General features: G+C 43.1%; 20 protein-coding genes. 2 read left to right on the top strand and 18 right to left on the bottom strand.

The annotated features are described in order from the left end of the window. Positions 1-35 precede the first annotated feature (35 nt). Both MKY20_RS10505 and rnz read right to left on the bottom strand, forming a co-directional pair. Positions 36-581: a histidine phosphatase family protein gene (locus MKY20_RS10505; RefSeq protein WP_009332858.1), complete on the bottom strand. Its 546-nt coding sequence runs from the start codon at positions 579-581 to the stop codon at positions 36-38. Beyond that, positions 582-1,520, bottom strand: a complete 939-nt coding sequence (gene rnz, locus MKY20_RS10500; protein WP_251175092.1) for a ribonuclease Z — start codon at positions 1,518-1,520, stop codon at positions 582-584. 331 nt (positions 1,521-1,851) lie between these two features. Here rnz and zwf point away from each other — a divergent pair, with 331 nt between their 5' ends. Further along, positions 1,852-3,354, top strand: a complete 1,503-nt coding sequence (gene zwf, locus MKY20_RS10495) for a glucose-6-phosphate dehydrogenase (RefSeq protein WP_019380210.1) — start codon at positions 1,852-1,854, stop codon at positions 3,352-3,354. Between the two features lie 111 nt (positions 3,355-3,465). On the opposite strand, the gene gndA is transcribed toward zwf, so the two are convergent. From gndA to mce, 6 genes are all read right to left on the bottom strand, one after another. Then, positions 3,466-4,875 (bottom strand): NADP-dependent phosphogluconate dehydrogenase, encoded by a 1,410-nt coding sequence (gene gndA / locus MKY20_RS10490; protein ID WP_009332861.1) that lies wholly within the window; start codon positions 4,873-4,875, stop codon positions 3,466-3,468. 171 nt (positions 4,876-5,046) lie between these two features. Further along, a complete protein-coding gene (locus tag MKY20_RS10485) occupies positions 5,047-6,339 on the bottom strand; it encodes a DNA polymerase IV (protein ID WP_034296531.1) in 1,293 nt (430 codons plus the stop codon). Positions 6,340-6,460: 121 nt separating this feature from the next. Continuing rightward, positions 6,461-6,937 (bottom strand): chemotaxis protein CheW, encoded by a 477-nt coding sequence (locus tag MKY20_RS10480; protein ID WP_009332863.1) that lies wholly within the window; start codon positions 6,935-6,937, stop codon positions 6,461-6,463. A gap of 137 nt (positions 6,938-7,074) precedes the next feature. Beyond that, positions 7,075-8,187 carry a tripeptidase T gene (locus tag MKY20_RS10475; protein ID WP_009332864.1) on the bottom strand — a complete coding sequence of 371 codons (1,113 nt, stop codon included), beginning with the start codon at positions 8,185-8,187 and terminating at the stop codon, positions 7,075-7,077. Positions 8,188-8,264: 77 nt separating this feature from the next. Further along, entirely contained in the window at positions 8,265-9,815 is a 1,551-nt protein-coding gene (locus MKY20_RS10470; protein ID WP_009332865.1) for an acyl-CoA carboxylase subunit beta, read from the bottom strand. Between the two features lie 3 nt (positions 9,816-9,818). Next, positions 9,819-10,229 carry a methylmalonyl-CoA epimerase gene (gene mce, locus MKY20_RS10465; protein WP_009332866.1) on the bottom strand — a complete coding sequence of 137 codons (411 nt, stop codon included), beginning with the start codon at positions 10,227-10,229 and terminating at the stop codon, positions 9,819-9,821. A gap of 179 nt (positions 10,230-10,408) precedes the next feature. Between mce and prli42 the strand changes: the two genes are divergently transcribed. Continuing rightward, complete coding sequence (prli42, locus tag MKY20_RS10460; RefSeq protein ID WP_019380208.1) at positions 10,409-10,504, top strand: stressosome-associated protein Prli42; 96 nt, start codon at positions 10,409-10,411, stop codon at positions 10,502-10,504. A 208-nt stretch (positions 10,505-10,712) separates the two neighbouring features. Here prli42 and MKY20_RS10455 read toward each other — a convergent pair whose 3' ends face one another. The 10 genes from MKY20_RS10455 to MKY20_RS10410 all read right to left on the bottom strand — a co-directional run bounded on the left by MKY20_RS10455 (position 10,713) and on the right by MKY20_RS10410 (position 22,302). Continuing rightward, positions 10,713-11,234: a L,D-transpeptidase gene (locus tag MKY20_RS10455; RefSeq protein ID WP_009332867.1), complete on the bottom strand. Its 522-nt coding sequence runs from the start codon at positions 11,232-11,234 to the stop codon at positions 10,713-10,715. 21 nt (positions 11,235-11,255) lie between these two features. Then, complete coding sequence (locus MKY20_RS10450) at positions 11,256-12,248, bottom strand: aromatic acid exporter family protein (protein ID WP_217026205.1); 993 nt, start codon at positions 12,246-12,248, stop codon at positions 11,256-11,258. A gap of 117 nt (positions 12,249-12,365) precedes the next feature. Next, positions 12,366-13,088, bottom strand: a complete 723-nt coding sequence (locus MKY20_RS10445; RefSeq protein ID WP_251175091.1) for an amino acid ABC transporter ATP-binding protein — start codon at positions 13,086-13,088, stop codon at positions 12,366-12,368. Continuing rightward, positions 13,081-13,740, bottom strand: a complete 660-nt coding sequence (locus MKY20_RS10440) for an amino acid ABC transporter permease (protein ID WP_009332870.1) — start codon at positions 13,738-13,740, stop codon at positions 13,081-13,083. Before MKY20_RS10440 ends, MKY20_RS10445 begins: the two co-directional genes overlap by 8 nt. Positions 13,741-13,837: 97 nt before the next feature. Then, the gene (locus MKY20_RS10435) at positions 13,838-14,629 is read right to left on the bottom strand and encodes a transporter substrate-binding domain-containing protein (protein WP_009332871.1); all 792 of its coding nucleotides are present in this window, start codon (positions 14,627-14,629) and stop codon (positions 13,838-13,840) included. A 324-nt stretch (positions 14,630-14,953) separates the two neighbouring features. Further along, positions 14,954-15,391, bottom strand: a complete 438-nt coding sequence (locus tag MKY20_RS10430) for a BrxA/BrxB family bacilliredoxin (protein WP_009332872.1) — start codon at positions 15,389-15,391, stop codon at positions 14,954-14,956. Between the two features lie 231 nt (positions 15,392-15,622). Next, positions 15,623-16,738, bottom strand: a complete 1,116-nt coding sequence (meaB, locus tag MKY20_RS10425) for a methylmalonyl Co-A mutase-associated GTPase MeaB (protein ID WP_251175090.1) — start codon at positions 16,736-16,738, stop codon at positions 15,623-15,625. After that, complete coding sequence (gene scpA / locus MKY20_RS10420) at positions 16,739-18,931, bottom strand: methylmalonyl-CoA mutase (protein WP_251175089.1); 2,193 nt, start codon at positions 18,929-18,931, stop codon at positions 16,739-16,741. Continuing rightward, positions 18,921-20,783: a methylmalonyl-CoA mutase subunit beta gene (locus tag MKY20_RS10415; protein WP_251175088.1), complete on the bottom strand. Its 1,863-nt coding sequence runs from the start codon at positions 20,781-20,783 to the stop codon at positions 18,921-18,923. Before MKY20_RS10415 ends, scpA begins: the two co-directional genes overlap by 11 nt. A 199-nt stretch (positions 20,784-20,982) precedes the next feature. Beyond that, the gene (locus tag MKY20_RS10410; protein WP_019380205.1) at positions 20,983-22,302 is read right to left on the bottom strand and encodes a dihydrolipoamide acetyltransferase family protein; all 1,320 of its coding nucleotides are present in this window, start codon (positions 22,300-22,302) and stop codon (positions 20,983-20,985) included. Positions 22,303-22,340 lie beyond the last annotated feature (38 nt).

Below are 22,340 nucleotides of genomic sequence, written 5' to 3'. Positions count from 1 at the left end.
CAATGCCAAATTTGAAAATTCAATTTTTCCAGACATTACTTTTCGTTCCAAATCCGCCTCCATGCCGCACCCTCACTATCTGCCTTAATCTCGAAAACATCCGGGTTGCTCATCTTCATAAGATGCTCAAAGCCTGCATTTTCATCAAAATAGCGCAGCAGCAAAGTGGATAAATTGCCATGACTGACCAGAACGATATGATTTTCACTGGAAGCGATTAATTCATCCAGCAGGGAAGCAGCTCGTTCCATGCCTGACGAATGGGATTCTCCCCCTTCGAAAACCAGTTCAAAATCGGAAAAGCTTTGCTTAAGCTTCTCCTGCCAATCATCAAAAAGAATGGAGGATAGCACCCTTTCCCCCAAACGGCTTTCCTCCACAATCTCAAGGTTTCTCGACTGTGCAAGCGGCCGGATAGTTTCCATCGCCCGCACAAAAGGGCTTGAATAGATGCGATTAATTTCCTTGTCTTTAAAGAAATCAATTAATTTTAATGCCTGTTCCCTTCCGCTTTCTGTCAATCTGGCAGAGAAAGGCTGGCCCTCAGCCTTTGCATGGCGCACGACATAGAAAGTTTTCAATTAATTCACCTCTCCTTTATCCAGCGGTATATGAATTTCTTTAAAGTCCTCAGCAATTACCGTATTGGGGAAAATTGTCTGCGATTCCTTCACAAGCTGTTCCCAATCCTGGCGTTCATATCGTGAACTGATATGATTCAGACAAAGCTTCCTTGCATTCGCCTCACGCGCGACTTTGGCAGCCTGCCGGGTTGTCGAATGGAAATAATCGTGTGCAAGCTTTTCTTCTCCCTGTGAGAAGGTTGCCTCATGAATTAATAGGTCTGCATGAGCCGCTAATTCTATTGCCGCATCGCAAATCCTGGTATCTCCCAGCACCGTGATGATTCTGCCCTTTTGAGCCGGGCCCAGAAAGTTTTTTGCTTCCAGAATATTCCCATTCTCAAGCTCTATGTTTTCGCCATTTTTTATTTTCTTATATATCGGACCCGGCTTAATTCCCGCTTCTGCAAGTTTATCCGCGAGCAATGTTCCCGGACGGTCCTTTTCAGTAACCCGGTAGCCATATGAAGGAATCCCGTGCTCGAGCAAGCGCGCTTCCACCTTAAAGTCTTTTTCATCCAATATAGTGCCATCACTGATTTCAGCAACTTTCAAAGGGTATTTAAGGTATGTACCGCTGACAGAGAGCGAGACTTCAATATATTCTTTCAGCCCTTTTGGCCCGTAGAGAGTCACCTCAGTATCACCGCCCTGAAAAGAGCGGCTGGAGAGCAATCCGGGCAGACCATAGATATGATCTCCATGCAGATGTGTAATAAAGATTTTTTCAATTCTCCTCGGTTTAATGCTTGTATGCAGTATTTGATGCTGGGTAGCCTCCCCACAGTCAAAAAGCCAAATGCTCCCTCTTTCATCCAGGAGCTTTAAAGCCATCGAAGATACATTCCTCAGTTTAGCTGGAATTCCTGCACCCGTTCCCAAGAAAAAAACATCCATTGAAAAAACAACCTCCTTTCCAGCAGTCAGGATAAAAAAATCTGTCAGAGCTTGCCAGTTCGAATATAAACAATATACCACAGCAACTGCGGAATATTTAAATCAATTGTTTTTTGTTTTATTTAACAGGATAGTTCCTGGCCTTTAGAAAGAAACTATGTTAAAAAGGCAAACTTAATATTTGCGAAAATAGCTTTAAACAGATACAATTTTATACTTGTACAGACGTTTTTTGCGAATGCAATATAACAGCTTTTATTCAAGCTGCGGGCGGGCAAATGCCAGTCCAGCCTTACATACAGAAATATTTTCGAAAAGAGGTTCTAGAATCGTGAAATCAAACGAAAAACCGACCGCATTAATAATGATATTTGGGGCAACGGGGGATTTGGCTAAAAGAAAATTGTTTCCCTCACTTTACCGCTTGTACAAAAAAGGCAGGCTGTCTGAACGTTTCGCGGTAGTCGGGATCGCCAGAAGGCCGCTCTCGAATGAAGAGTTTCAGGCAAGTGTCAAAGCCTCTGTTGAGTCAGCTATTAAAGATAACGGAGAACTTGAAGATTTTATTTCTCATTTTTACTATCATTCGCACGATGTAACGGATTCAGGCTCCTATTTGGCATTAAAGAGTGTGGCTGAAAAATTGGATGCTCATTATTCCCTTGAAGGCAACCGCATTTTTTACCTTGCCATGGCCCCTGAATTTTTCGGTACCATTGCAGAGCATTTAAAAGCAGATGGACTGACGGATGTGGATGGCTTTAAGCGCCTTGTCATTGAAAAGCCTTTTGGTCATGATTTGGAATCAGCGAAACAGCTTAATAAGCAAATTCGAAAAGCTTTTTCAGAAAATGAAATTTACCGGATTGACCACTACTTAGGGAAAGATATGGTACAAAATATTGAAGTTATCCGTTTTGCCAATGCCATTTTCGAACCTTTATGGAACAATCGCTACATCTCAAATATCCAGGTTACATCAAGCGAAGTACTGGGTGTAGAAGAACGCGGCCGTTACTATGAAAAAAGCGGCGCCCTTCGTGATATGGTTCAAAACCATATGCTGCAAATGGTTGCCCTCCTGGCAATGGAGCCGCCAATCCGCCTGACAACAGATGAAATCAGATCCGAAAAAGTGAAGGTATTAAGAGCCATGCGTCCGCTTGAAGGGGACCAGGTGAAAGAATACTTTGTCCGCGGCCAGTACGGAAAAGGCCAATTAAACGGACAGGAAGTCCCTGCATACAATGAAGAGCCGATGGTGGATGAACAATCAAACACCGAAACTTTTGTAGCTGGCAAGCTGATGATTGACAATTTCCGCTGGGCAGGTGTACCAATCTACATTCGTACTGGAAAAAGAATGGCTGCAAAATCAACGAAAATTGTTATCCAGTTCAAGGATATTCCGATGAACTTATACTATCAGACTGAGCAAACGTTAAATCCGAACCTGCTGGTCATCCATATTCAGCCTGAAGAAGGCATTACTCTATATTTGAATGCCCAAAAATCAGGACAAAACATGGAAGCCACACCGGTAAAATTAAATTTTGCCAACAAAGGCATCGATGACATGAATACGCCTGAAGCTTATGAAAGGCTTTTATATGATTGCATGCGCGGAGATGCAACCAACTTTACCCATTGGGATGAAGTGGCCCTTTCCTGGAGCTTTGTCGACAAAATTTCCGACGTATGGGAAAACACAAAAGAAGCAGGCTTCCCTAACTATGAATCCGGTTCAATGGGTCCAAAAGAAGCAGACCAGATGCTTGAAAAAGACGGTTTCTTCTGGTGGCCTGTAACAGACCTTGATGTTGAACAGTGTTAAATAATTTTCGAACCCCCCTGCCGCGGCAGGGGGGTTCGTTTAGGGGATACCATGATCCGGCTTCCTGCAATTACAAAAAAAACAGCGCCTTTTGAACGCTGTTTTTTTATATTACTCCATCCAATTTGTATGGAAGATGCCTTCTTTATCTGTACGCTGATAGGTGTGTGCGCCAAAGTAATCACGCTGTGCCTGAAGAAGGTTTGCAGGCAAAGTTTCAGTGCGGTAGCTGTCATAATAGGACAGTGCCGCAGAGAAGCATGGTACAGGGATGCCGTTCTTCACAGCCGTACTGATAATTTCACGGGTAGCATCCTGGTAGCTTTCCACGATTTCCTTGAAATACGGATCAAGAAGCAGGTTCTTTAAACCAGGCTCACGGTCATATGCTTCCTTAATTTTTTGCAGGAATTGGGCACGGATAATGCATCCTCCGCGGAAAATCATCGCAATATCGCCGTATTTAAGATCCCATCCATATTCTTCGGATGCTGCTCTCATTTGAGCAAAGCCTTGTGCGTATGAGCAGATTTTGCTCATGTAAAGGGCTTTGCGGACACTTTCGATAAAGGCTTTTTTATCACCGGTGAATTCCGATGCAGCTGGCCCGCGAAGAACTTTGCTTGCGTTGACACGCTCTTCTTTCATGGCAGAGATGAATCGGGCAAAAACGGATTCAGTAATGATTGGAAGCGGTACGCCAAGATCCAGCGCACTTTGGCTTGTCCATTTGCCGGTTCCCTTTTGGCCGGCTGTGTCTAGGATGACATCTACCAGCGGCTTGCCGGTTTCATCATCTTTTTTCGTGAAGATATCAGCGGTGATTTCAATAAGATAGCTGTCAAGCTCACCTTTATTCCAATCGGCAAATACTTCATGAAGCTCTTCAGCAGTCAAACCAAGCACATTTTTCAACAGAAAATAAGATTCGGAAATCAGCTGCATATCGCCGTATTCAATGCCGTTGTGGACCATTTTCACATAATGGCCTGCCCCATCCGGACCGATGTATGTTGTGCATGCTTCGCCATTAACCTTTGCCGCGATATCTTGAAAAATAGGGGCAACCAGCTCGTAGGCTTCTTTTTGGCCGCCAGGCATAATGGAAGGCCCTTTTAATGCGCCTTCTTCACCGCCGGATACACCAGTACCGATGAAGTGTATGCCCAGCTCGCTTAATTCCTTATTGCGGCGCTGCGTGTCCACAAAGAAGGTATTTCCGCCATCAATCAAAATATCCCCTTTATCCAATAAAGGCTTTAGCTGCTCAATGGTCGCATCTGTCGGGCCGCCTGCTTTAACCATAAGCATGATTTTGCGCGGTTTTTCCAGGGAATCAACAAACTCCTCAATTGTATATGTACCTTTAAAATTTCTTCCTTCGACTTCCTTAAGCATCTCATCCGTTTTTTCGCGTGACCGGTTAAAAACGGATACAGAGTAGCCTCTGCTTTCAATATTCATGGCAAGATTTTTGCCCATTACGGCTAAGCCGATAACACCAAACTGTGATTTCGTCATCTTTTATTACTTCCCTTCCAGCCTTTAAGCGTGTAATTGCTTGTTCAAAAAGAAGATCTTTATTAAGATTATTTGAACATCATCCAATAAAAGAATCCACTTTACTTTAGCAAGATTCCTATTCTTATTCAACTTTCCTGTCTTAGTTTAGCTTATAGCCGCCTGAAAAACTCATGAAATATCATCTTTTTTACTGCCCTTCCCTGGCCTACTCTGCAAAAAGTCTTTATTAAAGCTGGTATCAGTGCCGATTTTGGGGCGGGGCAATTTCATTTCCGAAAGTGCACCTGCATTGTCAATTATTTTAGCCCCATATTTCTTTCGCAAAAGGTCCATTGTCTGAAATAACGGCTCTTTTTTAGCATCTTTTTCAAAACTGAATAAATCCAGCTGTTTAACTGCCTGATCGGGTTCGACAAGGTCTGTTCCTGTAATGCCCAGCAGCCGTACAGCGTTTCCATTCCAATGTTTTATAAAAAGCTCCTTTGCCATTCGATAAATTTCTTCATCCTGCTGAATAGGATTCTTCAGTTTGCGGCTTCTGGTAATGGTCTTTCTATCCTTATACCTAATGGTAATCCCCAGAGAAACCGCCATTACCTTTTTTCTTTTCAGTCTGGAAGAAACCTGTGAAGACAATTTTTCAAATACTTGAAGCAGCTCTCTTTGATTCGAAACATCCCTTGGCAGTGTGGTGGAATTTCCTACACTTTTAAATTCGGATGCCGATTCCGGATCAACTTTCCTAAGATCTTGGCCATTGGCTTTTTGTTTCAGTCTCGGGCCATTGATCCCCAGGGCTGCTTTTAATACAATTTCATCCGCTTTTGCCAATTCACCGATTGTGGCGATGTTCAGATTTCTCAGCTTTTCCCCGGTCTTCTTGCCGACTCCGTGCATTTCTTCCACTTGCATCGGCCATAAAATATGGGGTACATCTCTTTTTCTAAGAACTGTAATCCCCATTGGTTTTTTCATGTCAGAAGCCATCTTGGCTAGAAATTTGTTGGGAGCAACACCGATGCTGCAGGGCAAATCGAGCTGCTGGAAAATCTGCTTCTGTATCGTCTCAGCAATTTCTATTGGGCTCCCAAACTCATAGCTGTCTGTAATGTCCACATATCCTTCATCAATGGATACAGGTTCAACAAGAGTGGAATATTCGTGCAATATATCAAACATTCCCATAGAAGCTGCACGATATCTCTCAAAATTTGGCTTCATAATAATCAGCTGGGGACAGAGCTTTTTAGCCTCCCACAGAGGCATGGTGGTTTTTACCCCGAAGCTCCTTGCCTCATAGCTGCAAGTCACGATTATTCCGCGCCTCTCCTCCGGATTGCCTGCGATCGCTAAAGGCTTGCCCTTTAATGTGGGATCATAAGCCATCTCAACCGAAGCATAAAAACTATTCATATCAACATGGAGGATAACTCTCCCGTTTTTCGGATACATTTGCTTCATGCCGGCACTTCCCTGTAAAATCATTCACTTCTATTTTAGCAGATATTCTTCTTTTCTTTTATTATGAGGATTATAAAAGCAAAAACAGAGAATCTTGCTCCTCTGTTTTTGAATTCGCCCGCTATGCTGTTGTTTTCTGTGTTTTCATATACTCTTTTATTTCCCTTATTCCTTCCAGAGATTCCACCAGATTTGCAGGGTCGATTATAGTAATCAGCCTATGATCGATATTGGCTACCCCTGTAAAATAATTGGTTTTTTGATAGGCAATCAAACCTGGCTGTTTCAGGCAGTCTGCTGGAATATCTAAAATTTCCTTGGCTTCAGTCACCAGCACTGCAAATGATAGCTCTTCTGTCTGCAGCACGATCATCCTTGCCGAACCGCTATCGGACAGTGCCCGGCTGTAAAGAATTTCTTCAAAATCAACAACAGGAATTAGCTCTCCTCTGACTTTGACAATTCCTCTTACATAACTGGGCAAATGAGGGATCGGTGTTATGCCTTCCATTTTCTCAATGGATATAACAAAGGGAATGGGTGTGGCATATTCCTCATTTCCTGCCCGGAAAACGACAGCTTTATTATTTTCAGTCATTCCATTTCCTCCCCGGAAACTCTTATGTATAGAACTAATATACCATAGGCATTATTTTCTAACTAGAGAGGATCTAATAGAATTAAGTGATATAAAAAAGAGAACCGCTTCGGGTTCCCTTTCTTTAAGCTTAGACTTTAGACTTCTTCGATAATGGCAATGACCATTTCAGCCAGTTTATTTAATTCTTCAATAGGCATGCGCTCATTGGTTGTATGAATTTCTTCGTAGCCAACAGCAAGGTTGACTGTTGGTATGCCTAAACCGGCAATAACGTTCGCATCACTTCCGCCGCCACTGTGAAGAAGCTCGGAGCTTCGGCCAATCTTTTCAGCCGCTTTTCGGGCCACTTCAACGACATGGTCGCCTTCGCCAAATTTAAAGCCAGGGTACATAACCTGAACATCCACTTCAGCTTTGCCCCCCATTTCTTCAGCAGCACTTTCAAAAGCTTCTTTCATTTTAGCAACCTGCTGTTCCATCTTTTCAGGAATTAATGAACGTGCTTCTGCTAAAATATCAACATGGTCACACACGATATTCGTCTGCTGTCCGCCTTCAAAACGGCCAATGTTAGCCGTTGTTTCTTCATCAATGCGGCCCAGAGGCATTCTTGAGATCGCTTTCGCTGCCATAGTGATAGCCGAAATGCCTTTCTCAGGGGCTACACCGGCATGTGCTGTTTTCCCTAGAATAGCAGCCTTAACTTTCGCTTGTGTCGGGGCGGCAACGATAATATTTCCGACTTTGCCGTCACTGTCCAGTGCGTAGCCAAACTTCGCTTTAACAAGTGAAGGGTCGAGTACCTTCGCTCCGACCAGTCCGGATTCTTCCCCAACTGTGATAATGAACTGGATAGTTCCATGAGCAATATTCTGCTCTTTCAGGACTTTAACAACTTCAAGCATAACGGCAAGTCCTGCTTTGTCGTCGGCACCCAGGATCGTTGTTCCATCGGTTACAACATAGCCGTCCTTGATGGAAGGTTTAATACCTTTTCCAGGAACAACCGTATCCATGTGGGAAGTGAAATAGATTATATCTGTTCCTTCTTTGGTTCCCTGAAGAGTGCAGATGAGGTTGCCTGCACCGTGTCCGGTCTGTGCAGTTGTATCGTCTTCATATACCTCAACCCCAAGATCCCTGAATTTTTTCTTCAGCACTTTTGCAATTTGAGCTTCATACTTTGTTTCAGAATCAATTTGCACCAGTTCCAGAAATTCGTTTAATAACCGTTCCTCATTAATCATTTATGTACAAACCTCCAAATTTAAGCTTACTAAGCAAGTATAACTCCAATATTTTGGCACAGCAAATCAGGAATCCATTATAGCGGGATATTTCCATGCTTTTTATGAGGCCTGCTTTCTTTTTTATTTCGCAGCATTTCAAGCGCCTGAATGATCTTGATTCTGGTTTCTCGCGGATCGATGACATCATCCACCATGCCTCGGCTTGCTGCCACATATGGATTGGCGAACTTTTCTCTGTACTCCTCGATTTTTTGTGCCCTGGTAGCCTCAGGATCTTCACTATTCTGGATTTCCCTTGCAAAAATAATGTTGGCTGCACCTTGAGGACCCATTACAGCTACTTCCGCATTCGGCCATGCAAATACAAGATCTGCGCCAATAGATTTACTGTTCAGGGCAACGTAGGCTCCTCCGAATGCTTTTCTTAAAATTACAGTAAGCTTTGGCACTGTTGCTTCTGAGTAAGCATAAAGAATCTTTGCGCCATGCCGTATGATCCCGCCATGCTCCTGTTTAACACCTGGGAAAAAGCCTGTAACGTCCTCAAATGTAATAAGGGGAATATTAAAGGAATCACAGAACCGGATAAACCTTGAAGCCTTATCGGAAGAATCAATATCAAGGCCTCCTGCCATTACCTTCGGCTGATTGCAGACAAGTCCCACCGTCTCACCCTTGATTCGGGCAAGCCCGACTACAATATTTTTAGCAAAGTCACGCTGTACCTCCATAAAAGTATCTTTATCCACTACCTGTTCAATGACTTTTCGGACGTCATATGGACGAAGGGCATCAAAAGGAATGGCGTCTGTGAGATCCGGACGGTAATCATCGTCCTCATCCCGTTCTGACATTGGCGGTTTTTCCTCATTATTCTGCGGAAGGTAGCTTAACAGACTTCGTACCTGCTCAATAACTTCCTCTTCGGACTCGCCTCTAAAGTGTGCGTTTCCGCTGATTGTGTTATGCACACGGGCACCGCCCAAATCCTCCGGTGAAATTTTTTCCCCAGTAACCGTTTCGATTACTTTTGGGCCAGTTATGAACATCTGGCTCGTCTTTTCCACCATGAAGACAAAATCCGTGATCGCTGGAGAATAAACCGCTCCGCCTGCACATGGCCCCATAATGACAGAGATCTGCGGAATCACTCCTGAATAAATGGAATTCCGGTAGAAAATATGGCCGTACCCATCAAGGGAAACAACACCTTCCTGAATTCTGGCACCGCCGGAATCATTCAAGCCTACAAATGGAGCCCCATTTTCAGCTGCCAAATCCATTACATTAGCAATTTTTTTTGCATGCATTTCCCCCAGGGCGCCGCCAAAAACAGTAAAGTCCTGGGAAAATAAGAAGATAGGACGTCCGTTGACTTTACCATAGCCAGTTACAACACCATCGCCAGGGCCTTTTTGGTTTTCCAATCCAAAATCCGTGCTGCGGTGCTCAATAAATGGATTCAGCTCAACGAATGTGCCCGGGTCAACTAATAAATCGATTCGTTCACGGGCAGTCAGCTTCCCTTTTTCATGCTGTTTTTGTATACGCTCATCCCCTCCGCCAAGTTCGACTTCCCTGCGGCGGTCGTATAACTCATTTATTTTCTCATAGATGTCTGCCATGCTTTATTTCAATCCTTTCTTTTCACAAAATTCATATAATATGCCACCTGTTGATTTCGGGTGCATAAAGGCTACCTGGGCACCGCCAGCACCAATCTTCGGTTCATTCTGCAGCATCCTGATGCCCTGTTCCTTCATTTGATTAATGCGTTCCTGTATACTGTCAACACCTAATGCTACATGATGAAGACCTTCGCCTCGCTTCTCTATAAACTTGGCAATTGGACTTTCTTCACTTGTCGGCTCAAGCAGCTCAAGTTTCGTTTCCCCTGCTTTAATAAAAGCAACCTTTACTCCTTGGCTGTCCACTTCCTCAATTCCGAGAAATTCAAGCTGAAGCACTTCAATATAAAATGGAAGCGCTTCATCAAGAGACCTGACAGCGATACCTATATGGTCCACCTTCTTGATCATATGTTTTCCTCCTCATGGATGTCGGAATTTATCAATTTCCCGCAGAATGCGGGCATATTTTGGGTCTATTATTTAAATATTCGTTAAAAATGTCGAAAATCCTTTTAAAAATTGAGCGGTTGTTCAATTTGAAGATTCTTAGTAAAATAATAGTAAGAATTGGAACGAGGAGGAATAGAATGTCAAATAAGAAAATGACAAAAGTGATTGTTTATTTAATGATATTTGCAATGCTCGCATCTACCCTCATTATGGGGATGTCGATGTTTTTATAACAGAAATTATGTAGACTTTTTCAGCTGCTGCGGAGGGCAATTCCGGGCAGCTTTTTTTCTGGCATGAATTTTTCTTATGTTCTATTTTTTATTCAGCATATTCTCAATTTACCTAACATGCATACCATTTTATTTTACTTCTTAAACGCTCTGCAATGCATAAAAAAACTGCATCCATTCAGATGCAGCTAATTATTATTTCAAAGGATCATTTTTTTATTGCCCCGTACTCTCTTCCAAGTTCATCAAAATTTTTTGGGGAGCTGACAACTAAAATTTTCGTACCAACCGGTACAGATTCATATAACGACTCGACTGCTTCATTCTGCAATCTAATGCATCCATTTGAGACGTACCTGCCGATGGATGCAGGGTCGTTCGTACCGTGAATGCCATAAATCCTTCCATCTGTATCCTCTGCGTCAAATCCAATCCATCTAGTCCCGAGTGGATTACGTGGGTCACCGCCCTTAATATCCTTTTTCCTGTAATAAGGATTAGCTGCCTTAACAGTGACAGTGAACATCCCTTCAGGTGTAAGATCATCGGTTTTCCCGGTTGCAGCTGTGATTACACTTTGTACTTTATGATCATGAATAAACGCGACTTCATTTGTCTGTTTATTGACAATTAAAAATGGATCTCCGGGCAGCGGGTTGGGTCCCAATGGCCAGATTGGGGAAAATGAAAAAAACATGATGGCCGCTGCAGCAAACTTCAGCATGATCATTCACGCTCCAATTCCTTTTCCTTAGTTTGCTTCTGCTGTCCGGTCTTGATTCATTTCCCTATCCTTTAATCCTTTAAAAGAGCTTTTTATAATTAAATACTGTTCCATTTCTTTTACAAAGTGAAGCAGCGCAGCCCGTGCCTCAAATTCCTCTCTTGTCTTGGGGAGCTCCATATTTTCAAAGGAAACTCTCATTCTGTATAATTTATCCAGAAATTGAATGGCCGTATTCCCTGGATGAATGTGGTCCGATAGCTCCTCAATAAAATCAGCAATCATCTCCCCCTGTTCAACAGGCAGGGCTAGGGACGTTACGCTTGGAAGAACACGCTCAATAATCTCGAATTGCTTTTCCCTCATTTTAAAATAGTGATAATATAAGTTATCATTCCTTCGGAAGTGGTTTTCGACATCTCTGAAGGCCAATGTTTTAGCCTTATCGATTAATTCCATCGTTTCAGTGATTTCTCTGCCATCCCAGCTGCTTTCATGTGTACGCAAATACTTCACGATTTCATCAAAGATAATCTTAAAGTTATCTTCTATCTCGAGCCTATACTCCTTAAGCTTCGATTCCAGACTTGGCATATAGAGGTTTGCGATGAGCGCCACACCAATTCCGACAGTAATAATGCCCAGCTCATTCAGCAGGAGTTCCTTTGAAACTTCCCCTGCTGAATAAATATGCAGAATAATAACGGAGCTTGTCACAATACCATCGCTGGCCCTTAACATGACAGCTGCGGGAATAAAAAACAAAAGCAGCAGTCCTATTACAAGCGGATGATAGGCAATCCCCTCAAAGAACAAGGAAGAAAACACCATTGCCATTAAGCAGGCAAAAAAACGGTCCCATGAAGCTCGCAGAGATTTTTTCTTCGTTACTTTTATGCATAAAATAGTCAATATTCCTGCAGAGACAAAATTGTCAAGCTGCAGCATCTGTGCAATCATGATGCTAATGGAAGTTCCCACGGCAGTCTTGATTGTCCGGTAGCCAATTCTGTATTTCATATAGTCAAACTCCTATATTCATTTGCCCGCACCTAAATTTAAAGAAGGCTGTTTGTTTTAAGAAAAGTGAAAGAGAAGATGATCCTTTTGACCATCTTCTCCCATAGCATATATCGATTATAGCATTTTTTGCAAGAAATCCCTTGCACGTTCACTCTTAGGATTAGAAAAAAATTCTTTAGGTGAAGAATCCTCTACAAGCACGCCGCCATCCAGGAAAAGCACCCTGTCTGCCACTTCACGGGCAAATCCCATTTCATGGGTAACAATCGCCATTGTCATGCCTGTATGGGCTAAATTTTTCATAACGTCCAGTACTTCTTTCACCATTTCCGGGTCAAGAGCGGATGTGGGCTCATCAAACAGCATGACATCAGGTTTCATAGCAAGAGCTCTGGATATCGCAACCCTTTGCTTCTGTCCTCCGGATAACCGATTTGGATATTCGTAGGCTTTGGCCGATAATCCGACCTTCTCCAAAAGCTCGAGCCCTGTTTTCTCAGCTTCCGATTTCGAAACTCCCTTAACCTTCATTGGTGCATAGGTCAGGTTTTGAAGAACCGTTTTGTGCGGAAATAAATGAAAATGCTGAAAAACCATTCCCACATCTTGGCGCACTTTCATAATGTTTGTGCCCTTATCCGTAATGTCCTGCCCGTTAATCATGATCCTGCCATCTGCAGGCACTTCCAGGAGATTGATGCAGCGCAGCAATGTTGACTTGCCGGAACCGGATGGACCAATAATAGCTACTACTTCGCCATCTTGAATACTGGTTGAAATTCCTTTAAGAACTTCAAGTTTACCGAAATGTTTATGCAAATTTTCCACTTTAATCACTGCGTCTCATTCTCCTTTCAATCCCTTTTCCAAGCACAGTCAGGATCATTACCATAATGTAATAGATAAGCCCGGCAATCAGTATTGGTTCAAAGTAGGAAAACTTTTCGCCTCCCACGATGTAAGCCCGGCGCATCACGTCTGTTACCCCAATAACTGTTACGATTGCAGATTCTTTTGTAAGGGTAATAAACTCGTTCATCAAAGCAGGCAAAATGTTTTTCATCGCCTGCGGGAGAATAATATCCATCATGGCCGGCCTATATGGGACACCTAAAGCCATGGCCGCTTCACTTTGGCCCTTATCAACAGCCAGGATGCCTGCCCGGATAATCTCCGAAATATAGGCAGCTGAGTTTAGTCCAAATGACAGGACGGCAGCTGTTGACGGATCAATTTTATACCCGATCAGCTGGGGCGATCCATAATAAATGAGCATCAGCTGAAGAACAAGAGGTGTTCCTCTAAAAACGGAGGTATAGGCATCTGCTATCCACCCAAGAATTTTAAATCTGCTGATTTTAAAGAATGATAGAATAATGCCTAATACAAAACCCAATATGCCTGCCATAGAAACTATTTGTAGCGTAACGCCAATGCCTTTAAGTATATATGGAAGGGAGGGAACGAACTGCTGAAAATCCAGATTCACTATCTTTCCATCCTCTCTCTATAAATAGTTTACTAGTTTCCAAGAAGAATAAAGCGTCCAAAGGAAAATATGCCTTGGACGCCAATTCCCAGCGGAATTATTTGTTATCAAACCATTTTACGATCAGGTCTTCCAATTCACCGTTTTCTTTCATCTTCACAAGCTCTGCATTAAATTTCTCAGTTAATTCGCTGCCTTTTGGAAAAGCCATGGCAGAACCTGCCTCCGCTTCAGCTTCTTCGATCGTAAAACCGGCAAGATCTTCATTTTTTTCAAAGTATCCTTTTGCAACAATATCTTCAATCATGGCAGCATCAAAACGGTCTGCCATAATTTCCTGAATCAATTCAGGGATGCGGTTGCGGTTTTCTACTTTCATATCAACTGTCTCACCAATTTCTTCTGCTTTATCAGCCTGAATAGAGGCAAGCTGCACACCTAAAGTTTTGCCGTTCAAATCTTCCAATGACTCAATTCCGCTTCCTTTTTTCGAAACGATCATATGACTCGCTGTATAATATACATCACTGAAATCAACGTTTTGCTTGCGCTCTTCAGTAGGTGTCATCCCCGAAAGAACAAAATCGACCTGGTTAGTTTCCAATGCAGGAATCAGTCCGTTAAAGTCCATATCCTTCACTTGTATCTCATAACCCAATTTTTCAGCGATCGCTTTGGCCAAATCCACATCAAAACCGATGATTTCTTCCCCTTTTGCGGAATCTACATATTCAAATGGCGGATAATCAGCTGATGTACCCATAGTTAATACTTTTTTATCTGAGTTTTCCCCTGAGCCGCTTCCAGTGCTGGCTTCTTCACTTGTGCCGCATGCAGCTAATACGCCAACTAAAAGTATGCTTAAAGCAAACATGATGACTTTTTTCATTTTAGTTTCCCCCTATAAAATATGAATAATCTCTGCATAACTATTAATAAATATTCACTAAAATGAATTTTAACAGATTTTTATATTTATGCAATAAGATTTTTAAATATTTATTAGAAGTTTAATTATTCAGATAAATGGACATAAAAAAAGTCCCGTAATTCGGGACTTTTCCTGGTGAAATAAAAAAGAAAACTTTGAACGTCGAAAACTATCTAGTTCCAAAAGGAATACTTCGACAGCTTTACATCGCACGACCGAAAGCGGCAGCTTTTGGGAGGAAGTGGCGTTCCTTCGCGAGCAAGGCGCTTCCGCTTTTCCTGTTTAAAGCTCTTCGCAATATTTCTCAAAGGTATCCTGCAGTTTTTGAACAACAGCCATTGGCTCATGGCCTTCAATTTCATGGCGCTCGATCATCGTGCATAATTCTCCGTCTTTAAGAAGAGCAAAAGATGGTGATGATGGCGGATAGCCGGTAAAATAAGATCTTGCTTTTTCGGTTGCTTCTTTGTCCTGGCCGGCAAATACAGTCACCAAATGGTCAGGGCGCTTATCATAATGCAGGGAATGCATGGCCGCAGGGCGGGCAATTCCGCCTGCACATCCGCAGACTGAGTTCACCATTACAAGTGTGGTGCCTTTTTTATTAAGGGCTTCATCCACTTCCTCCGGTGTAGTTAATTCTGTATAGCCGGCATGCACGATTTCCTGGCGTGCCTGCCTTACAACATCATTCATAAATAAATTGAAATCCATATTCATAGATCATCGCTCCTTATGCTGATTAATCTTTTTCACTATATACATAATACCAATACAAGAACAAAATTTACAATCAAGTCATTTTTTTGAATAAAAAAGTTTAGCATCTGGGTTATGGGGGAAAGATAAAACTACAGCTAGATCCATACCCCTAAACTCCCTAGATTCGCCAGTGCCCACAAGGCACTGGCCATTTTTTTTCAGGAAAAGCTGCCCTGTTGAAGGACAGCTTCATTTCGAATAGACATTAAACAATTCTTCCACTGCAGATGTAACCGTCCTGTTTCCTGAGATAACCTCATTTTCGATTTTCGGAAGGAGCGGCTTAATGGCAGGATGATAAAAAAAGCTGAATTGAAGCTGATCCAGGATCATGGAATGGATCCATTGTTTTGTCTGGAGTCTTCTTCTTTCCTCAAATACACCTGAAGATTTTGCAGTATCTTCGAACGTTTTGATCACTTTCCATATCTCAGGGATGCCCTCTTTCAAAACAGAAGAGCAGGTGTAGGCTCTGGTTTGCCATCCCTTTGTAGCAGGCTGGAGAAAGTGAAGTATACGGTTATACTCTGCTTTTGTTTTCTCCGCTAATTTTTTGTTGCTTCCATCGGCTTTGTTGACAATTACCGCATCAGCCAGTTCCATAATGCCTTTTTTCATTCCCTGCAATTCATCGCCAGCCCCTGTCAGCGTTAATAGCATAAAAAAGTCCACCATGTCCCTGACAATGACTTCACTTTGTCCCACACCAACTGTTTCTACCAGAATAACATCAAAGCCTGCCGCTTCACACAGCAGCATGGTCTCTCTCGTTTTCCGGTGAACTCCACCCAATTTTCCTGCAGAAGGTGAAGGTCTTATGAATGCCCGGGGATTTCTGGAAAGCTGCTCCATCCTTGTTTTATCGCCAAGGATGCTGCCGCCGCTCAAGCTGGAGCTCGGATCGACCGCAAGCACCGCTACTTTTAACCCTAAATCACATAAGTATGTCCCAAAAGATTCAATGAACGTGCTCTTTCCTGCTCCCGGCACTCCTGTTATCCCAATCCTAAGCGATTGTCCTGAATGGGGCAAAAGTTTGTGCAGGATTTCCTGTGCATGGAGAAAATGATGTTCAGCGTTACTTTCAATCAGAGTGATCGCTCTGGCAAGCAGACCTCTGCTGCCATTCAAAATGCCTTCTTCAAGAACGTTTAGATCAGGGAGGGAGGCAGATTTTTTTTGAAACCTGCCTTTTTTCTCAAATTTCAGCTCCGGCTCGCCTGTATCCACACCACCGCGCACAATGCTTGTAAAATTATCTGCCTTTTCTTCATCAAACCATTCCGGTTTCTTATCCTCAGTCATTTACTGGGTCACTTCCTCATACCCGAGACGGCTGTAGATCTCCCTGATGACTTTTTGGGCTGCCACTGGAATGACTGTGCCCGGTCCAAAAATGGCAGATGCTCCATGCTCATATAAATACTGATAATCCTGCGCAGGGATAACCCCGCCAATTACGACAATAATATCTCCCCTATCCAATTTTTTCAGTTCAGCAACGAGCTGCGGCAGAAGAGTCTTATGACCGGCAGCAAGTGAGCTGATCCCAATGACATGAACGTCATTTTCTACAGCCTGCATGGCTGTTTCTTCCGGTGTCTGGAAAAGAGGGCCGATATCCACATCAAAACCGAGATCGGCAAAGGCTGTTGAAATCACTTTTGCTCCCCTGTCATGTCCATCCTGCCCCATCTTGGCAATCAGAATCCGCGGTCTCCTTCCCTCATTTTCAAGAAATTCATCTGTCATCTGCTTTACTTCTGCAATTTCTTCTTCGTTGGAAAAAGCAGAACTGTACACGCCGCTGATAGAACGGATAATTGCTTTATGGCGGTTGGCAACTTTTTCAATCGCTTCAGAAATTTCCCCGAGAGTGGCTCGAACCCTGGCTGCATTTACTGCTAGCTCAAGAAGATTGCCTTCCCCTGTATCTGCAGCTTTTGTAATAGCCGCCAAAGCTTCAGCAACTTTCTCATTGTCGCGGGAAGCCTTTAGCTGCTCCAGCTTCTCGATTTGCTTTAATCGGACAGCCGTGTTGTCAATGTCAAGAATATCAATCGGCTCTTCTTTTTCCAGCCGGTATTTATTCACACCAATAATGGTTTCTTTTCCGGAATCAATTTGTGCCTGCCTTCTGGCTGCCGCTTCTTCGATTCTCATTTTTGGCAAGCCTGTCTCAATCGCTTTGGCCATTCCGCCAAGATTTTCGATTTCTTTAATATGCTCCCAGGCTCGCTTAATTAACTGATCTGTTAAAGCTTCAACATAATAAGAGCCGCCCCATGGATCAATTACATTCGTGATCCCTGTCTCTTCCTGAAGGTACAGCTGCGTATTTCTGGCTATACGGGCAGAAAAGTCTGTCGGCAATGCAATGGCTTCATCCAGCGCATTAGTATGAAGGGATTGTGTATGGCCCATTGAAGCTGCATGCGCCTCAATGAGAGTCCTTGTTACATTATTAAACGGATCCTGCTCTGTTAAGCTCCAGCCGGAAGTTTGCGAATGCGTTCTAAGCGCCATTGATTTGGGATTATCCGGCTCGAAGGTCTTCATCATTTTTGCCCAAATGAAGCGGGCTGCGCGCATTTTTGCCACTTCCATGAAGTAATTCATGCCGATTGCCCAGAAAAACGAGAGCCTTGGCGCAAAGGAGTCGATATCGATTCCAGCTTTAAGGCCGGTTCTTACATATTCGAGACCATCAGCCAGCGTATAGGCAAGTTCAATATCAGCAGGAGCCCCCGCTTCCTGCATATGATAGCCAGAAATACTGATGCTATTGAACTTAGGCATGTATTTTGAAGTATATTCAAAAATATCGGCAATGATCTTCATGGACATTTCCGGAGGATATATATATGTGTTGCGCACCATATATTCTTTTAGGATATCATTCTGGATCGTTCCAGAAAGTTTCTCCTGGATTACTCCCTGCTCTTCCGCTGTAACAATATAAAAAGCCATGACAGGCAATACCGCTCCATTCATCGTCATGGATACAGACATTTGATCTAAAGGTATCCCATCAAACAGCATCTTCATATCCAGGATGGAATCAATGGCTACGCCAGCTTTCCCGACATCTCCCTCGACTCTTGGATGATCTGAATCATAGCCTCTATGAGTAGCCAGATCGAAAGCGACTGATAAGCCTTTTTGACCCATTGCAAGGTTGCGCCGGTAAAAGGCATTACTTTCCTCTGCAGTAGAAAAACCGGCATACTGCCGGACAGTCCATGGCCTGTTCACATACATGGTTGAATATGGCCCTCTTGTATAAGGGGGCAGTCCAGGCTTATCGTTTAGGTGCTCCATGTCTCTAAGATCTTCATTTGTGTACAGAGGCTTTACATTTATTTGCTCATTTGTTTCAAAGAGAAGTTGATCAATGGATGAATCGATTTCTTCCTCTGCTTTTCTTTTCCAGTCATCTTTGGCTGATTGTTTTACTTCAAGAATATCCAGGCTTTTAAAATCAGGTTTATTGGCCATTGCTTGCCGCCTCCATCTCGTTCAGCATATTTAAGAGAGTTTCATAGCAATCGCTTTTTACATGAATGTATCCGCCGATGCCAGCGTTCTGATATTCATCCTTTTTCCTCTCTTCGGGAAGGCCGGCTAAATAGATTTCAGCTGACGGGAAAGTTTCTTTCAATTGTTTAATTAAAGGTACAGCTATGCTATCGTATAGTTCATTTGATCCGCAAATAAAATAATGCCTGCAATTTGTTTTTTGAATAAATGCTTCAGCATCTTCAGGATTATATACCGAACCGCTTTTAACTGCCTCAACCCCGCCAGGAGCCAGGAAGCCTGAAATAAAATCAGCACGCGCCTTATGGTCTTTCAATGCTCCCAGACAGATAAGACCTGCTTCTGGACGAATGCCCTTTCCTTTTAATCTTTCAGATAAATTCCGCAAACCCTCGAAGGACTCAGAAAGACGAACCTGCTGGATAATCTTGAGATCACTCCTGCTGTTCTGGACGGTTTCCAATTCTGTCTGAAGCGGCTTTTCATCAAGATTTGCATATATATTCGTTCCGATGATACTTTGTTTTCTTGTATGAACATCTTTCTTCTTCTTTTCAAGAATTTGGGTAATCTGATCATGAACCCATCCTGTTTGAAGGGCATCCTTCATTCCTCCCAGCTCTTCTATCTCAAGGAAAAGTCCCCATGATTTGGAAATCAGTTCATTTGTCAGATGCTCAATATACCAGGAGCCGCCTGCTGGATCAGAGACCTTTAGTAAATGCGCCTCTTCCCTTAAAATCAACTGAGTATTGCGGGCAATCCGTTCTGAAAAAGGAGATTTGGCTCTTTCCAGATCATTATATGGACTGACATGAAGGTATTGTATTCCTCCCAATACTGCTGCGAACGCTTCATTCCCCGCTCTCAGCATATTTACATAGGAATCATAGGCAGACTTTGTAAAGAAGGACGTCTCTGCTGAAATGACCATTTTTTTACTGTCACCCCCAGCTCCGAATGCTTCCGCCACTTTGCCCCATAATACTCTTGCAGCACGCAGCTTGGCAATTTCCATAAAAAAGTTTGAGCCAACAGCAAACTTAAAGACCATTTTAGATAATATTTGTTCAAGGCCTTTGCCTTTATCAAGAAGATATTGCAGGTGATTTACTCCTGCTGCAAGAGAAAATGCAAGTTCCTGGACGGCATTTGCACCGCTATTATGATAAACCGCTGAATTCACCATGATTGTTTTCAGGCTTGGCAGATTTTCTTCTGCATTACTCATCGTTTTATTCAAAGCTTCGTATAGTTCATCGATTGAGCGGTCGTTCAATGTATCGGCAGCAGCAATAGCAAGTGGATCTGCGGCAACATATCCGGAGACTTTTTCTCTTTCTTTTACTTTTCCAAGTCCTGCTATTAATACATGCTGATTTCGTCCGGCATCCACACTGAAAGGGTACCTTTCATAAAGTTCGCCTACAGACAGGCTTATCTTCTCTGGATTTTTTAACTGTTCAGGCTCAAACGCAAGAGCTGTCTGCCCTGTCTTGATGGCAGCAAGAAGTTTATCTGACAGCTCTTCGGAAGAGGAAGCACTAATTTTCTGTGCAACCTTCCATTCTTCAGACAGGTATCCGGCTGCATAGGAACCTCTTCTAAAATCTTCTAAGCCCGGATACTGTGATAATGCACCTGTTTCCAGGTCTTCTCTGGAATAAAGCGGTTTCAATTTTATGTTTTCATATGTATTTCGTGATAATGTTTCTAAGGATTTCCCTTTAAGAGTTCTTTCCGCACTTTGTTCCCAATCTTCATTTGTCTGCTGCGGGAATTTTTCTTCAATCATTTTCTTTAATGACATAAATTTGCTGTCCTTGTAGCTGACAGCGTTCCCTCCCCTCATGCGGCAGCGGACCCGTTTCTTATAAGAAACAATGCCGCAAGAAAATTATAATAAAATTCTAAATTCTCCATATACCTATTTTAGTATACAAAAGAGAAACAAGCAATGAACAATAAGAAACCGCTGTCCCAAAGCAGGACAGCGGCAATTTTAATTACTAATAAATAGTTGTATTTTCTTTAGAAGTGTTCTCCAGAATTTCCTTCACACGCTGCAGGAAGCGGCCGCAAACCAGGCCGTCTAATACACGGTGATCGAGTGACATACAAAGGTTAACCATATCACGGACAGCAATCATGCCATTGTTCATTACTACAGGACGCTTCACAATGGATTCAACCTGAAGAATTGCAGCCTGAGGATAATTGATAATGCCCATTGACTGGACAGACCCGAATGAACCGGTATTATTTACAGTGAAAGTTCCACCCTGCATTTCAGCGGAAGTCAATTTACCTGTACGTACTTTTAAGGCAAGATCATTGATTTCACGGGCAATACCCTTAATCGTTTTTTCATCAGCTGCTTTGATGACCGGAACGAATAACGCGTCATCTGTTGCAACTGCAATGGAGATGTTGATATCCTTCTTCTGGATAATCTTATCACCTGCCCACATAGAATTAATCTGCGGGAATTCTTTAAGGGCCTGCGCAACAGCTTTCACGAAGAAAGCAAAGAACGTAAGGTTGAAGCCCTCTTTTTGCTTAAACTCACCTTTAATGCTGTTACGGTATTCAACAAGATTTGTAACATCTACTTCCATCATTGTCCAGGCATGTGGTGCTTCATGTTTGCTGCGAAGCATATTGGCTGCAATCGCTTTACGCACTCCAGTAACAGGGATTTCAACATCACCCGGCATTACTGGAACATTAGGTGCTGGCGCTGCCTGTTTCTGTGCAGGCTGGGAAGGTGCTGGAGCCGGTGCCTCTGTCTTTTCCGGTGCTGGTGCTGATGCAGCAGCTGCCGCTGTAGGAATATCTCCGGACTCAATGATTTTCATAAGGTCTTTACGCGTAATGCGTCCGCCTCCGCCTGTACCTGTCACCTGGTTTAAGTCAATGCCATGCTCTTGAGAAAGCTTTAAGACGGCAGGTGAATAGCGGACTCCTTTTGGAGCATCTGCCGAAATAGGTGCCGCTGGTGCAGAAGGCGCCACACCTGAAGGTGCAGCTTCAGCTTTGTCCTCTGCTTTAGATTCTGATGGGGCTTCCTGAGCTGCTTCTCCGCCGCCTTCAGTTTCAATTGTCAGAATAACCTGGCCAACTTCATAAGTTTCTCCCTCTTCTGCAACCAACTCTTTGATTACACCAGAGAAAGAGGATGGGACCTCAGCATTTACTTTATCAGTCATTACTTCAGCAAGCGGATCATATTTATTTACTTTATCTCCAACGGAAACCAGCCATTTGCTGATTGTCCCTTCAGTAACACTTTCCCCAAGCTGGGGCATTTTAATTTGCTCAATAGCCATTGGGTAACCTCCTTCTAGCTGCCCGCATTTGCGGGTCA

The organism is Cytobacillus sp. FSL W8-0315, assembly GCF_038002905.1.
Taxonomy (GTDB): Bacteria; Bacillota; Bacilli; order Bacillales; family Cytobacillaceae; genus Cytobacillus; species Cytobacillus pseudoceanisediminis.
Note: the sequence above shows the minus strand (reverse complement) of the source record. Positions and strands in the feature narration are given on the sequence as shown.